The following is a 13,571-nucleotide window of genomic DNA, read 5'->3' on the forward strand; positions in this document are numbered from 1 at the left end:
CGCAAACAGAACTCCTGGGAGGACCGCCTACTCATAACACCCGAAGGCGTTGTCAGCGTAGCCTTCGATTATGCATCGTTTTTGTCCGCATCGTCAACCTTCAGGGATTTTTTCGCTCGGCCTTCAAAGAAGCCTTCCGAAAGTCATCGAGGGCTTCCTCCCCTTCAGTGAACGAGTCCACCTCTCTCCATACAGACAAGAAAAAAGCCGCTCAAGAGCGGCTTTCGCATTCAGCAGGTTGCTGCTTAGTAATAGCGCGAGCTGTTCATGCGGCGCATCGCTTCATACAGCGTGGGCATGCGCACTTGCTGCGAGCGGGCGCTGGTGCGGGCCAGTGCGTCGATCTTGGCAGCTTCGGCGGCAGGCACTGTGCCTTCCGATTGCTGGCGCCACATCGCAGCCTGCAGCTCTTGCATGATGCGCGGGTCGTTCTGGGCAGTTTCCAGGAAGCGGGCGTCGGCACGGGCAGCGGCGCGGCGTTCGGCGGCAGCGCGCCAGGCACCAGCGATGCTGCTTTGGCGCACCGAGCCTGCGAACAGCGCGAACAAGGCAATGGCAGTGAGGCAGAACACGGCCCAGACAGCGAGCAGGCCGCCTTCGTTCCAATTGGAAACGAGGGAGTCGGTCACCACCAGCACCGCCGCCGCGATGGCGACGATCAGCAGCGCGACGAGCGGGCGGGCGCCGTTGACGCCGGCGCGAGCGGCCTGGATCTGGCCGAACATGACTTCGGCGCGACGCACGCCGGGGTGGACAGTAGGTTGGTCAACGTGAACGAAGCTGGTCATGATGCATCCCTCCTGGGACAGTGTGGTAATCAGTGGTGGCGAACAAGGCCGATGCAGTGATATTAGGGCTTACCCTAGTGCGCATCAACTTTATCTTTCTGATGTTTATCATTCACAGGATTGATGGACGTCAACTTTCGCACGCTCGACCTCAACCTGCTTCGCGTCTTCGACGAAGTGATGGCGGAGCGCAACCTCACGCGCGCCGCCCGCAACCTCTCGATCACGCAACCGGCGGTGAGCAACGCACTGAGGCGCCTGCGCGAAGTGCTGGGAGACGAGCTAGTGCGCCGCTCCGGCGCCGGCGTCGAACCCACGCCGCGCGCGCTGGCGCTGTGGCCGACAGTGCGCGACGCTCTGCGCCAGCTGCAGCACACGCTGGCTCCCGGCGAGTTCGATGCAGGGGTTGCCGACACCACCTTCCTATTAGCGATGGCCGATGCCACCGCGGCCGAACTGGTCCCCGGACTGGTACAGATCGCCGAAAAGGAGGCGCCTGCCATCTCGCTGCGCGTGCTCCCGCTGACCACGCGCGACCCGCGCCGCATGCTGGAACTGGAAGAGGTGGATGTGGCCGTCGGCTATTTCCCGGCAGTGATCGCGAGCCTCGCGGCGCGCGGGCAGTCCGGCGCGGGGGTCGCGTTTGAAACCCAGCGGCTCTACCTGGGCCAGTATGTATGCGTGATGCGGCGCGGGCACCCCCTGGCCAATGCGCCCCTTACGCTCGACGACTATTGCGCGGCGCGGCACCTGCTGGTGAGTTTTTCGGGGCGGCCATACGGCTTCATCGACCAGACGCTGGGCGCCCTGGGCCGTGAGCGGCGCATCGTGGTGACGGTGAACCAGTTCTTCACGGCGGGACGGGTGGTCGCCAACTCTGACCTGCTGACAGTGCTGCCGCGCCACTTCGTGACCGTGACCGGCATCGACGACCAGTTGGTGCTGCGCGACCTGCCCTTCGACCAGCCGCCGGTGCATGTGGATGCCATCTGGCACCGGCGCGCCCAGCACGGGCATGCGCACGAATGGCTGCGAACGGCGTTGTTGCGCTCGGCAGCCGCGGCTTTCGCCGGGTCGGTCCTTGGGCAGAAGGTGCCCGGCTGACCGGAGAGATCAGCGAACGACGCTGAGCCAGGCCGAGGCGGCGGCGCGCAGTTCCTGCGCGTGGTGGGCTCCACGGCCGGCGCGCATGTCGGCGCTTTCCATCAGCGCGGCGGCATGGCTGGCCGGGGCGTTGGCAGCGGTGGAACGGAAGAAACGGGCCACTTGGGCAATGAGGCTGAACATGACGGTGCGCGGCTCGTGGCGGCGCTGGAGTGGTTGATGGTTCAAGAATAAGGGTTATCCCTAGTAATTCAAGCCAAGCCTTATGCGCTTCATGCATGGGGCAATTCACCTAGACTGCCCCGACGATGAAGCTTCAACTGCTCTCCGACCTGCACCTGGAGTCCCATCCCCGCTTCCATGCCGAGCCCGTGCCGGGTGCCGACATGCTGATCCTTGCGGGCGACATCGGCTCCTACCAGCAGGGCTCCCGCCTGACCGATGCCGACTTCGGCCTGGGCCGATTTTCGCCCCGCAACGGCTGGCCGGTGCCGGTGGTCTATGTGCCAGGCAACCATGAATACGACAACCTCGATTTCGACGAGACCCACGGCCGCCTGCGCGCACTCTGCGAGGAGCTCGACATCCTCTGGCTGGAGCGCAAAACGCGGGTGATCGACGGCATCCGCTTTGTCGGCACGACGCTGTGGGCTGATTTCGACGCGCTGGCCGAACCCGCCGACAGCCTGGCCGAGGCGCTCAAGAAACGCGGCAAGGCGATGCGCGCGGCCGATTTCTACCTTGAAAAAGCGGCCACCATGCGTAACGGCGAACTCTTCCTCGCCCCCCAGCTGCGGGACCAGGCGCTGGCCTGCCAGGCCTGGCTCACCGAGGCGCTGGCCGAGCCTTTCGACGGCACCACGGTGGCCATCACCCACTTCGCACCCAGTCTCGAGAGCGGCGACCCGCGCTACGGCCTGACGCCCGGCACGGCCGGTTTCTGCAATGCGCTGGACGAACTGCTGCCCCACGCCAAGCTGTGGCTGCACGGTCATCTGCATTGCCCTTCCGACTATGTGAAGAATGGTTGCCGCGTGGTAGCCAATCCGCTGGGCTACGCGCGAAATGGCGAGCAGGAGGGCTTCAGGCCCCACCTGCTGATCGACGTGCGCTGAAAAGAACATCGGCACGCGCTGTAACACGGTAACGGCCGGCAACGTACGCGCCACTGCCGCTGTGTAGACTGATCCGAGCCCATCTCACCGATGGAGGAGAGCGCCATGACGCAACAGCAAGAACAACGACGCACTTTCCTGAAACAGACCGCGGGCGCCGCCGCTGCCACCGGCCTGCTGGGTGTCTGGCCCCGGGCTTTCGCCCAGGGTCCGGGCGAAGGCGCGGGCAAGGCCATGGGTCAGTTGTCGATGGTCGAGATGTCACGCCGCCTCGCCGCCGGCTCCCTCAGCAGCAGTCAACTGGTGGAGGAAGCGCTGGCCGCCATCCAGAACCCGGCCGGCGAAGGCGCTCGAACCTTCATACGCGTGCACGCCGACTCGGCCCGCGCCGCTGCGGCGCAGCTCGACACCGAACGCAAGAGCGGCCGCGCGGCCGCTTCGCCGATCGCCGGCATCCCGATCTCGCTCAAGGACCTGTTCGACGAAGCCGGCATCACCACGCTCGGCGGCTCGACAGTGCTGGCCGGCCAGCCGCCGGCGGCGCGCGATGCCCTCGTGGTCGAGCGGCTGCGGCGCGCCGGCGCGATCATCATCGGGCGCACCAATACAGTCGAGTTCGCCTACACCGGCCTCGGCATCAACCCGAACTACGGCACGCCGAAGAACGTCTACGACCGCGCGACCGGCCGCATCCCGGGCGGCTCGACTTCGGGCGGCGCGATCTCGGTGGCCGACGGCATGGCAGCCGGCGCCATCGGCACCGACACGGGCGGCTCGCTGCGCATTCCGGCCGCCCTCAACGGGCTGGTGGGCTTCAAGCCGACACAGCGGCGCATTCCGCTGGACGGCGTGATGCCGTTGTCGACCTCCTTCGACTCGGCCGGACCGATGGCCTGGACGGTGGAGGACTGCGCCCTGCTCGACTCCGTGCTGGCCGCCGAACTGCCGCGCCCACTGCGCGTGCTGCCGCTGCGCGGCCTGCGTTTCGCGGTGCCCAAGACCTTTTTCCAGGACGACCTGTCGCCGCCCGTGGCCGCGGCCTTCGCGTCGGCGCTGGCCAAGCTCTCGGCCGCCGGCGCCACGGTCACCGAACTGCCCATGGCCGAGTTCGCGAAGGCGCCGACCATCAACCCGCGCGGCATGATCACCGCCGCCGAGGCCTTCGCCTGGCACCGCGATTTCATCAAGAGCGCCGCCGCCAAGTACGACCCGCGCGTGCTCGCCCGCATCAAGACAGGCGAAACCATCACCGCGCCCGACTACCTGCAGCTGCAGGCGCTGCGCCGCCAGTTCATCCGCTCGATCAACACGGCGGCCGCCGGCTACGACGCCATGCTGATGCCCACCACGCCCGACATCGCACCACCGATCGCCGAGGTGCTGAAGGACGACGACACCTACTACCGCATCAATGCCCGCATGCTGCGCAACCCCTCCGTGGTGAATCTGTTCGACGGCTGCGCGCTCTCGGTGCCTTGCCACGACGTCGGCACGGCGCCGGTCGGGCTGATGGTGGCCGGCATCGGCAACACCGACCACCGGCTGCTCGCGGTCGGCGCGGCGGTGGAAGCCGTGGTGACGCCGCGGCGCGCGCTCAGCAGCTGATACGGCACCCGCCTGCGCGGCGGCCTCTTCGCGAGTCCTGGCAGGCGCAGCGGATGCCGACGGATCGGCGAAACAGCCCTTGCCCGCTCAGGCGCTGCGGCCCTTGGACACCAGGCGAATGCCGGGCATCAGCTCGGCCGCCAGCTCCGGCCGCTCCAGCGCGTAGTCGAGGTTCATGCGCGCGATCTCGACGTGCTCTTCGCCCAGCGCCTGCGCCCGCGAGCCCTGGCCGCGCTCGATGGCCTGCACCATCGCGTGGTGCGTGCGGTGCGCCTGACGCATCCACTGCTGGCCCTCTTCCATGGACGACTGCATTGGCAGCATGGCGCTCGGCGCGGCGAAAGGCTGGCCGCCCAGCATGTCCATCACGCGCTTGAGCGCGAGGTTGCCGCATCCGTCGACGATCAGCTTGTGGAAGCGGTCGTTCATCTCGACGTAGGCCGCGTAGTCGTCGATCTCCATGCTGGGCTTGTTCACCGCGCGGTCGCCGGCTTCCAGGCAATCCTTCAGGTCGCGCAGCAGCTGGCGCGGCGCACCGTCCTCGGCCAGCAGGCGTGCCGCGAAGCCTTCGATCACGCCGCGCACGCGAATGGCGTCGGCCACTTCCTGCGAGGTGAAGCGCCGCATCTGGTAGCCGCCCGAGGGCGACTGCTCGATCAGCCCTTCGTGCTCCAGGCTGGCCAGCGCCAGCCGCACCGGCGTGCGCGAGGCCCCGAGCTTCTCGGCCAGCGGGATCTCGGCCAGCCGCTCTCCGGGCACGAATTCGCCCTTGAGGATCATGTCGCGCAGTTGCACGAGCACGCGGGATTGTTGGGAGTCCATCGCCGAATTCTAGGAGACACACCCGCCATTGCACGCAGCATATTTAGCCTGGCTCGGATGTTGCATGCACAACTAAGAGACAAGTGTCAAAAACCGACGATACGCTCAGCATTTACCCTGATTTTTGCCTTCCCAAGCCCCAGATTGGGGCTGAATCGCAGATGAAAGTTTGACCTGGATCGAGGATCACCAAGAGAATGCATACAGTTGCATGCAGTGAATGCAAGCCTCTTTCCACAGTCCCCACGATGGAGCCCGCACGATGATCAGCGCAGAGCAGAACGTTTTTCTCACCCGCGTCGGACCCGGCGCGCCCGCCGGCAAGCTGCTGCGCCGCTACTGGCAGCCGGTGGCCCTGGTCGACGAACTGGCGGGCCCGCGCCCGGTCAAGCCGGTGAAGCTCATGGGGCAGGACTTCGTCCTGTTCCGTGACGAGAGCGGCCAGCTCGGCATGCTCGACCGCGACTGCCCGCACCGCGGCGCCGACCTCGCCTTCGGCCGGCTCGAAAACGGCGGCATCCGCTGCGCCTTCCACGGCTGGCTGTTCGACGCGAAGGGCAACTGCCTCGAAACCCCCGCCGAACCCGCCACCAGCAAGCTGTGCAGCCGCATCAAGCAATCGGCCTACCCGGTGGTCGAGAAGGCCGGCGTGATCTTCGCCTACATCGGCGAGGGCGAGCCCCCCGCCTTTCCCGAGTTCGACTGCTTCGTCGCGCCAGACAGCCACACCTTCGCCTTCAAGGGCCTGTTCGAGTGCAACTGGCTGCAGGCGCTCGAAGTGGGCATCGACCCGGCACACGCCTCGTACCTGCACCGCTTCTTCGAGGACGAGGACACCTCCGGGAGCTACGGCAAGCAGTTCCGCGGCGCCTCGGCCGACTCCGACATGCCCATCACCAAGGTGCTGCGCGAGTACGACCGCCCCGACATCAGCGTCGAGCCCACCGACTACGGCTTTCGCCTGAAGGCGCTGCGCAAGCTCTCCGAAGACACCACCCACGTGCGCGTGACCAACGTGGTGTTCCCGCAGGCCTTCGTGATCCCGATGAGCGCCGAGATGACCATCTCGCAATGGCACGTGCCCGTGGACGACACGCACTGCTACTGGTACGCCATCTTCACCAGCTTCACCGGCCCGGTCGACAAGCAGCAGATGCGCGACCAGCGCCTGAAGCTCTACGAGCTGCCCGACTACACCTCGCGCAAGAACAAGCGCAACAACTACGGCTACAGCATCGACGAGCAGCTCACCGAGACCTACACCGGCATGGGCGACGACATCAACGTGCACGACCAATGGGCGGTGGAGTCGCAGGGCCCGATCCAGGACCGCACGCGCGAGCACCTGGGCAGCACCGACAAGGGCATCATTGCCTACCGTCGCGTGCTGGTGAAGGCTATCGAGGCCACGCTGGCCGGCGAGAGCGCACCGATGCTCATCGACGCCGCACAGGCCAGCGCGATGACCGGGCCGCCCTCCATCGACGGCATCGGCCGCAACATCAGCGACGAAGCCGCCACCGAGGCCTACTGGCAGGACGCCGACCGCGCGCGCCGCCTGAAGTCCGACTGGGCCTCTGCACGGCTCGCTGCCTGAACACGCGCCATGACCAGCCACACATTCGTCGACCGCTTCGGTCTCTGGTCCGACGACCAGCACGCGCAAGCCAGGGAACTGGTGCGCCGCATCGACAGCGGCGAGGTCGACCTCGTCCGCTTCGCCTGGCCCGACCAGCACGGCATCCTGCGCGGCAAGACGCTCGTTGCCGCCGAGGCGCGCTCGGCGCTATGGGAAGGCGTGAACCTCACCTCCACCCTGCTCGCTAAGGACACATCCCACAAGACCGTGTTCCCGGTGTTCACGCAAGGCGGCGGCTTCGCCATCGAAGGCCTGCAGGGCGGCGCGGACTTCACCATCGTGGCGGACCCCGCCACGTTCAAGGTGCTGCCATGGTCGTCGCGCACCGGCTGGGTGATGTGCGACGCCTACATGGCCGACGGCACGCCCTGCCCCTTCGCGACGCGGCAGATCCTGCAGCGCGCGGTGCGCCAGCTCGACGAGCTGGGGCTCGATTTCATCGCCGGCCTCGAGGTCGAGTTCCACGTCTTCAAGCTGGACGACGCACGCATGGGCCTGGCCGATTCGGGCCAGCCGGGCGAGCCGCCGCGCGTGTCGCTGCTGTCGCACGGGCACCAGTACCTCACCGAGCTGCGCTACGACCGCGTCGACACGCTGATGGAGCTGCTGCGCTCGAACCTCATCGCGCTCGGCCTGCCGCTGCGTTCGCTCGAGATCGAGTTCGGCCCGAGCCAGTTCGAGTTGACCTTCGGCCCCACCGCCGGCGTGATGCCCGCCGACACCATGGTGCTGCTGCGCAGCGCCATCAAGCAGATCTGCCAGCGCGCCGGCCTGCATGCCACCTTCATGTGCCGCCCGAAGATCCCGAACGTGATGTCCAGCGGCTGGCACCTGCACCAGTCGCTGCGCCGCAAGAGCGACGGTGTGAACGCGTTCATGCCGCAGGCCGAGGGCCAGACCCTGAGCGAAATCGGCATGCACTACCTCGGGGGCCTGAAGGCGCACGCCTGCGGCGCGGCCGCGCTGGCGAGCCCCACCATCAACGGCTACCGGCGCTACCGCCCCTTCTCGCTCGCGCCCGACCGTGCGATCTGGGCACGCGACAACCGCGGCGCGATGCTTCGCGTACTCGGCGGCGTGGGGCAGAACGCCTCGCGCATCGAGAACCGCGTGGGCGAGCCGACGGCCAATCCGTACCTGTACCTCGCGTCGCAGCTGTTCTCGGGCCTGGACGGCATCCACCACAAGACCGACCCCGGCCCTTCGGCCGACGCGCCTTACGAAACGCCGGCCGAACAACTGCCGCGCTCGTTGGGCGAGGCGCTGGCCTGCCTGCGCCGCGACGAAATGCTCAACGCGCAGATGGGCAAGACCTTCGTCGACTACCTCTGCCACATCAAGGAAGCGGAGATCGCCCGCTTCAACCTCGAGGTCTCGGAATGGGAGCACCGAGAGTATTTCGACATGTTCTAGCCCCGAGACCCATGCCCACGATCCACTACATCCTCAAGGACGGCGCCACGCGCGCGGTCGACGCCAAGGTCGGCGCCAGCGTGATGGAGACCGCCATTCGCGGCAACGTGCGCGGCATCGACGCCGAGTGCGGCGGCTGCTGCTCCTGCGCCACCTGCCACGTCTACGTGGACGACGCCTTCGTCGACCTGCTGCCACCGCCCGACGACATGGAGAGCGCGCTGCTCGACGCCGTCGCCTCCGAGCGCAAGCCTGGCTCGCGCCTGAGCTGCCAGCTCAACATCACCACGGCCTTCGATGGCCTCACGGTGCGCGTGCCCGATACCCAGATCTGAAGCGCGGCTCGGGCATCATCGCCCGCTTTGCACATCCGGTTACACGACAGCGGCGCCCGAGCGGCCGCATCCATTCCACCTGAAAGGCGTTTTCCAATGACGATGACCAAGAGAACCATCCTCTCGACCCTGCTGCTGGCCGGCCTCGGCCTGCTGGGTGCCGCGGCGCAGGCCGCCGACGAGCCGCTGCGCATCGGCCTCATTGCCACCTACTCCGGCCCCTACGCCGACTACGGCCGCCAGTTCGACGCCGGCATCGCGCTCTACCTGAAGGAGCATGGCGGCAAGGTCGGTGGCCGCACGGTCGAGATCATCAAGAAAGACACCGCCGGCCCCGCGCCCGACGCCGCCAAGCGCATCGCGCAGGAGCTGATCGTGCGCGACAAGGCGAGCATCCTTACCGGCCTGGACTTCAGCCCCAACGCATACGCCGTGGGCGCCATCGCCACGCAGGCGAAGATCCCGACCCTCGTGATGAACGCCGCCTCCTCGGCCATCACCAACAGTTCGCCCTACGTGGCGCGCCTGTCGTTCACCGTGCAGCAGGTCACCGACCCGATGGCGCGCTACATGCTCAAGGAAGGCATCAAGGACGCGTACACGGTCGTGGCCGACTACGCCTCGGGCGTCGATGCGGAAACCGCCTTCAAGAAGACCTTCACCGCCGGCGGCGGCAAGGTCTCGGGCGAAGTGCGCACGCCGATGAACAACCCCGACTTCTCGGCCTACGTGCAGCGCATCAAGGATGCCAAGCCCCAGGCCGTGTTCTTCTTCTTCCCCTCGGGCGTGATGCCGCCGGCCTTCCTGAAGGTGTGGAAGGAGCGCGGCATGGAACAGGCCGGCATCAAGCTCTACGCCACCGGCGAGGCCACCGACGACAGCTACCTCGACGCCACCGGCGACGTGGCGCTGGGCCTGGTCACCAGCCACCACTACTCCTTCGCGCACCCCTCGGCCAAGAACCAGAAGTTCGTGAAGGACTTCGCCGCCGACAACGGCACCAGGCTGCGCCCGAGCTACTTTGCCGTGACCGCCTACGACGCCATGGCCGCCATCGACCTCGCGCTGGCCAAGACCAAGGGCGACACCGGCGGCGACAAGTTCATGGACGCGCTCAAGGGCCTGAGCTTCGAGAGCCCGCGCGGCCCGATCGAGATCGATGCGGCCACGCGCGACATCGTGCAGACCGTCTACATCCGCAAGACGGAGCGCGTGAACGGCCAGCTGGTGAACGTCGAGTTCGACAAGTTCGACCGCGTGAAAGACCCGGCCAAGGAAGCCGCCGCCAAGTAAGCAAGCCAGCAGGAAATTCATGGGCATCGTGATCTTCGATGGAGTGGCCTACGGCATGCTCCTGTTCCTCATCGGCGTGGGCCTGTCCATCACGATGGGGCTCATGAATTTCGTCAACCTCGCGCACGGCAGCTTCGCGATGGTGGGCGGCTACGTGGCCAGCGTGCTGATGAACCACTTTGGCCTGGGCTTCGGCCTCTCGCTGGCAGCGGCCTTCGTGTCGGCGGCGGTGGTGGGCGCGGTGCTGGAGTTCGTGTTTTACCGACGGCTGTACCGCGCGCACCCGCTCGACCAGGTGCTGTTGTCGATCGGCGTGGTGTTCGTGTCGATCGCCGCGTTCACGTACTTCTTCGGCCCGACGATGCAGCCCTTCACGCTGCCGCCGGCACTCGACGGCCAGGTGTCGCTGCTGGGCCTGGAGGTGGGCCGCTACCGTCTGTTCCTGATCGTCTGCGGCGTGGCCGTGCTGCTTGCGTTGCTGCTGGGCCTGGGCAAGACGCGCTATGGCGCGATGGTGCGTGCAGCGGTGGACAACCAGCGCGTGGCGGGCGGCACCGGCATTCACGTGCAGCGCCTGTTCTTCCTGACCTTCTCCCTGGGTTGCGGCCTCGCCGGTCTTGGCGGTGCGTTGAGCCTCGGCATGCTGGGGCTGGAGCCGTCGTTCCCGCTCAAGTACCTCGTCTACTTTCTGATGGTGGTGTGCGTGGGCGGCGCGGGCACCGTCACCGGGCCGTTCATCGCGGCGCTGCTGGTCGGCATCGTCGACGTGGCGGGCAAGTACTACCTGCCTGAAGCTGGCGCCTTTCTGATCTACGTCTTCATGATCGTCATGCTGCTGGTGCGGCCCAACGGCATCGTCGTGAAGAAGGGGCTCGCATGATGTGCGCGTTTCCTTCGGGGTGCACTCACGCCGACACGGTGGACATTCGCGGAGGGGGAGTACCCGACGCCCTGTGCACGCACCCCGAACAGCAGCGCTCAAGACAAGCACAAGCGATAGAACGCGCATGAAGCCAGTCACCCTCTCCCCCACTCAACTGCGCGCTGCCGAAATCGCCTTCTGGCTGGCTTTGGCGTCGAGCTTCTTCCTGCTGCCCGACAAGCTCACGCTGATGAGCCAGGTGATGATCTTCGGCCTCTTCGCGGTGTCGCTCGACATGGCGCTGGGCTATGCGGGCATCCTCACCGTGGGCCATGCGGCCTTCTTCGGTGCTGGTGCGTACGCGGCCGGCCTGCTCGCCAAGTACGGCTGGAGCGAGCCCTTCACCGGCCTGCTGTTCGCACTCGCGGTGTGCGGCGTACTGGGCTATGTGCTGAGCTACCTCGTCGTGCGCGGCGCCGACCTCACACGGCTCATGATCACCATCGGCGTGTGCGTGCTGCTGTTCGAAGTGGCCAACCGCCTCTCGGGCATTACCGGTGGCACCGACGGCTTGCAAGGCGTGGCGATTGCACCCGTGCTCGGCCTCTTCGACTTCGACCTCTACGGCAAGACCGCCTTCGGCTATGCCTTCGGCGTGGTGCTCGCGATGTTCCTGCTCGTGCGGCGGGTGCTGCGCTCACCCTTCGGCCTGGCTCTTCGCGGCATCCACGACAGCCGCAAGCGCATGCTCGCCATCGGCTCGCCGGTGGAGGCGCGGCTGCGCATGGCCTATGCCTTCTCGGCCGCGGTGGCCGGCGTGGCGGGGGCGCTGCTGGCGCAGACCACGCAGTTCGTCGGCATCGAGTCGATCGGCTTCAATCGCTCGGCCGAAGTGCTCATCATCCTCGTGCTGGGCGGCACCGGCCGTCTGTACGGCGGACTGATCGGCGCCATCGTCTACATGCTCGTGCACGACTGGTTCGCCGACATGACCCCCCAGTACTGGATGTTCTGGCTCGGCATCTTCCTGATCGCGGCGGTCATGCTGGGCCGCGGCGGCATCATGGGCGCGCTGTCGCGCTTCGTTCGCACGGGGAAGGCGCGATGAGCTCGAGCACCACGCACACCTTGCGCACCCAGGGCCTGGGCATCCGCTTCGGCGCGTTCCAGGCCGTGAGCGACGTGAGCCTGTCGCTCGAACCCGGCGCGCGGCAAGCGCTGATCGGCCCCAACGGCGCCGGCAAGACCACGCTCATCAACCTGCTCACCGGCGTGTTCAAGCCCACCAGCGGCTCGATCCACATGGGCGAACGCGACATCACGCGCCTGTCGTGCGACAAGCGCGCACGCATGGGCCTGGCGCGCACGTTCCAGATCAACACGCTGTTCCCCAGCCTCACGCCGCTGCTGTCGGTGGTGCTGGCGATCAGCGAGCGCGAAGGGCTGGGCGCCACCTGGTGGCGGCCGCTCAAGGGCTGCAGCGCGGTGTTCGACGAAGCGCATGCGCTGCTCGGCACGCTCAGGCTCGACAGCCTGGCCGACGTGCCCGTGGCCGAGCTGGCCTACGGCAAGCAGCGCCTGCTCGAGATCGCGCTGGCGCTCGCGGCCAAGCCCCGCATCCTGCTGCTCGACGAGCCCGCCGCCGGCGTGCCGCAGGACGAGAGCGGCGAGCTGTTCGAGGCCATCGCGGCGCTGCCGCAGGACATCAGTGTGCTGTTCATCGAACACGACATGAAGCTCGTCTTCCGCTTCTCGCGCCGCATCTCGGTGCTGGTCGGCGGACGCATCCTCACCGAGGGCACGCCTTCGGACATCGGCGCCGACCCGCGCGTGCGCGAGGTCTACCTGGGAAGCTCGCATCACCATGCCTGAAGCACTCGCCTTCGACCGCATCACCGCCGGCTACGGCAACGCCGTCGTGCTCGACCGGCTCGACTTTTCGCTGCAGCAAGGCGAGAGCCTCGCCATCCTCGGGCGCAACGGCGTGGGCAAGACCACGCTGCTGGAAACGCTGATGGGCAACACCCGCGTGATGCAGGGCGCGATCCGTTGGCAGGGCGCCGACATCTCGCGCTGGCCGTCGCACCAGCGCGTGCGTGCGGGGCTGGGCTGGGTGCCGCAGGAGCGCGAGGTGTTCCCGTCGCTCACGGTGGAAGAAAACCTCACCGTGATCTCGCGGCTCGGCGGCTGGAACCTCCAGCGCGTCTACGACTTCTTCCCGCGCCTGCGCGAGCGGCGCGGCAACTACGGCAACCAGCTCTCGGGCGGAGAACAGCAGATGCTGGCCATCGGCCGCGCGCTGATGACCAACCCCAAGCTGCTGCTGCTCGACGAGCCGATGGAGGGCCTCGCGCCGATCATCGTGGAAGAGCTGGCTGCTGCTATTCGCCGTTTGTGCGAGTCGGAAGGACTGGCGTCGATCGTGGTGGAGCAGCACCCTGTGCTGGCGCTGGAGATGACCCACAAGGCCATCGTGCTGGAGCGCGGGACCGTCGTGCACGCGGGGCCCAGCAGCGAACTGGCTTCGAACCAGGAACTGCTGGAAGGCTTGCTGGGCGTCGGGGTTTGATTGCCAGAACACCGCGGAACCGGCTT

At 67.1% G+C, this 13,571-nt stretch carries 14 protein-coding genes; 11 read left to right on the top strand and 3 right to left on the bottom strand.

All coding sequences use genetic code 11. The features are described 5' to 3' along the window. Positions 1 to 245: 245 nt before the first annotated feature. The gene (locus tag PMI12_RS25365) at positions 246 to 788 is read right to left on the bottom strand and encodes a hypothetical protein (RefSeq protein ID WP_007838266.1); all 543 of its coding nucleotides are present in this window, start codon (positions 786 to 788) and stop codon (positions 246 to 248) included. Between the two features lie 123 nt (positions 789 to 911). On the opposite strand from PMI12_RS25365, the gene PMI12_RS25370 reads away from it, so the two are divergent. After that, positions 912 to 1,892, top strand: a complete 981-nt coding sequence (locus PMI12_RS25370; RefSeq protein WP_007838267.1) for a LysR family transcriptional regulator — start codon at positions 912 to 914, stop codon at positions 1,890 to 1,892. Positions 1,893 to 1,901: 9 nt separating this feature from the next. Here PMI12_RS25370 and PMI12_RS25375 read toward each other — a convergent pair whose 3' ends face one another. Next, complete coding sequence (locus PMI12_RS25375; protein WP_042674327.1) at positions 1,902 to 2,120, bottom strand: hypothetical protein; 219 nt, start codon at positions 2,118 to 2,120, stop codon at positions 1,902 to 1,904. An 80-nt stretch (positions 2,121 to 2,200) separates the two neighbouring features. Here PMI12_RS25375 and PMI12_RS25380 point away from each other — a divergent pair, with 80 nt between their 5' ends. Both PMI12_RS25380 and PMI12_RS25385 read left to right on the top strand, forming a co-directional pair. Then, positions 2,201 to 3,007, top strand: a complete 807-nt coding sequence (locus PMI12_RS25380) for a metallophosphoesterase (protein ID WP_007838270.1) — start codon at positions 2,201 to 2,203, stop codon at positions 3,005 to 3,007. A gap of 105 nt (positions 3,008 to 3,112) precedes the next feature. Further along, complete coding sequence (locus PMI12_RS25385; RefSeq protein WP_007838271.1) at positions 3,113 to 4,612, top strand: amidase; 1,500 nt, start codon at positions 3,113 to 3,115, stop codon at positions 4,610 to 4,612. An 87-nt stretch (positions 4,613 to 4,699) separates the two neighbouring features. Here the strand turns inward: PMI12_RS25385 and PMI12_RS25390 are convergent, their stop codons facing one another. Continuing rightward, positions 4,700 to 5,434, bottom strand: a complete 735-nt coding sequence (locus tag PMI12_RS25390) for a GntR family transcriptional regulator (RefSeq protein WP_007838272.1) — start codon at positions 5,432 to 5,434, stop codon at positions 4,700 to 4,702. Between the two features lie 262 nt (positions 5,435 to 5,696). Between PMI12_RS25390 and PMI12_RS25395 the strand changes: the two genes are divergently transcribed. The 8 genes from PMI12_RS25395 to PMI12_RS25430 all read left to right on the top strand — a co-directional run bounded on the left by PMI12_RS25395 (position 5,697) and on the right by PMI12_RS25430 (position 13,545). Continuing rightward, positions 5,697 to 7,031 (top strand): aromatic ring-hydroxylating dioxygenase subunit alpha, encoded by a 1,335-nt coding sequence (locus PMI12_RS25395; RefSeq protein ID WP_007838273.1) that lies wholly within the window; start codon positions 5,697 to 5,699, stop codon positions 7,029 to 7,031. A gap of 9 nt (positions 7,032 to 7,040) precedes the next feature. Further along, positions 7,041 to 8,486, top strand: a complete 1,446-nt coding sequence (locus tag PMI12_RS25400; protein WP_007838274.1) for a glutamine synthetase family protein — start codon at positions 7,041 to 7,043, stop codon at positions 8,484 to 8,486. Positions 8,487 to 8,497: 11 nt separating this feature from the next. Further along, complete coding sequence (locus PMI12_RS25405; RefSeq protein ID WP_007838275.1) at positions 8,498 to 8,821, top strand: 2Fe-2S iron-sulfur cluster-binding protein; 324 nt, start codon at positions 8,498 to 8,500, stop codon at positions 8,819 to 8,821. A 96-nt stretch (positions 8,822 to 8,917) separates the two neighbouring features. Next, positions 8,918 to 10,114 carry an ABC transporter substrate-binding protein gene (locus tag PMI12_RS25410; RefSeq protein WP_007838277.1) on the top strand — a complete coding sequence of 399 codons (1,197 nt, stop codon included), beginning with the start codon at positions 8,918 to 8,920 and terminating at the stop codon, positions 10,112 to 10,114. Between the two features lie 19 nt (positions 10,115 to 10,133). Continuing rightward, a complete protein-coding gene (locus PMI12_RS25415) occupies positions 10,134 to 10,994 on the top strand; it encodes a branched-chain amino acid ABC transporter permease (protein WP_007838278.1) in 861 nt (286 codons plus the stop codon). A 127-nt stretch (positions 10,995 to 11,121) separates the two neighbouring features. After that, a complete protein-coding gene (locus PMI12_RS25420; RefSeq protein ID WP_007838281.1) occupies positions 11,122 to 12,084 on the top strand; it encodes a branched-chain amino acid ABC transporter permease in 963 nt (320 codons plus the stop codon). Continuing rightward, positions 12,081 to 12,848 carry an ABC transporter ATP-binding protein gene (locus PMI12_RS25425; RefSeq protein WP_007838283.1) on the top strand — a complete coding sequence of 256 codons (768 nt, stop codon included), beginning with the start codon at positions 12,081 to 12,083 and terminating at the stop codon, positions 12,846 to 12,848. The genes PMI12_RS25420 and PMI12_RS25425 overlap by 4 nt, the downstream gene beginning before the upstream one ends. Beyond that, positions 12,841 to 13,545: an ABC transporter ATP-binding protein gene (locus tag PMI12_RS25430; RefSeq protein WP_007838284.1), complete on the top strand. Its 705-nt coding sequence runs from the start codon at positions 12,841 to 12,843 to the stop codon at positions 13,543 to 13,545. Before PMI12_RS25425 ends, PMI12_RS25430 begins: the two co-directional genes overlap by 8 nt. Positions 13,546 to 13,571 lie beyond the last annotated feature (26 nt).

It is taken from the genome of Variovorax sp. CF313 (genome assembly GCF_000282635.1).
GTDB lineage: Bacteria > Pseudomonadota > Gammaproteobacteria > Burkholderiales > Burkholderiaceae_C > Variovorax.

Excerpts from the sequence above, each read along its gene's own strand:
- PMI12_RS25365 (WP_007838266.1), bottom strand. The coding sequence starts at position 788 with ATGACCAGCTTCGTTCACGTTGACCAACCTACTGTCCACCCCGGCGTG.
- PMI12_RS25370 (WP_007838267.1), top strand. The coding sequence starts at position 912 with ATGGACGTCAACTTTCGCACGCTCGACCTCAACCTGCTTCGCGTCTTC.
- PMI12_RS25380 (WP_007838270.1), top strand. The coding sequence starts at position 2,201 with ATGAAGCTTCAACTGCTCTCCGACCTGCACCTGGAGTCCCATCCCCGC.
- PMI12_RS25385 (WP_007838271.1), top strand. The coding sequence starts at position 3,113 with ATGACGCAACAGCAAGAACAACGACGCACTTTCCTGAAACAGACCGCG.
- PMI12_RS25390 (WP_007838272.1), bottom strand. The coding sequence starts at position 5,434 with ATGGACTCCCAACAATCCCGCGTGCTCGTGCAACTGCGCGACATGATC.
- PMI12_RS25395 (WP_007838273.1), top strand. The coding sequence starts at position 5,697 with ATGATCAGCGCAGAGCAGAACGTTTTTCTCACCCGCGTCGGACCCGGC.
- PMI12_RS25400 (WP_007838274.1), top strand. The coding sequence starts at position 7,041 with ATGACCAGCCACACATTCGTCGACCGCTTCGGTCTCTGGTCCGACGAC.
- PMI12_RS25405 (WP_007838275.1), top strand. The coding sequence starts at position 8,498 with ATGCCCACGATCCACTACATCCTCAAGGACGGCGCCACGCGCGCGGTC.
- PMI12_RS25410 (WP_007838277.1), top strand. The coding sequence starts at position 8,918 with ATGACGATGACCAAGAGAACCATCCTCTCGACCCTGCTGCTGGCCGGC.
- PMI12_RS25415 (WP_007838278.1), top strand. The coding sequence starts at position 10,134 with ATGGGCATCGTGATCTTCGATGGAGTGGCCTACGGCATGCTCCTGTTC.
- PMI12_RS25420 (WP_007838281.1), top strand. The coding sequence starts at position 11,122 with ATGAAGCCAGTCACCCTCTCCCCCACTCAACTGCGCGCTGCCGAAATC.
- PMI12_RS25425 (WP_007838283.1), top strand. The coding sequence starts at position 12,081 with ATGAGCTCGAGCACCACGCACACCTTGCGCACCCAGGGCCTGGGCATC.
- PMI12_RS25430 (WP_007838284.1), top strand. The coding sequence starts at position 12,841 with ATGCCTGAAGCACTCGCCTTCGACCGCATCACCGCCGGCTACGGCAAC.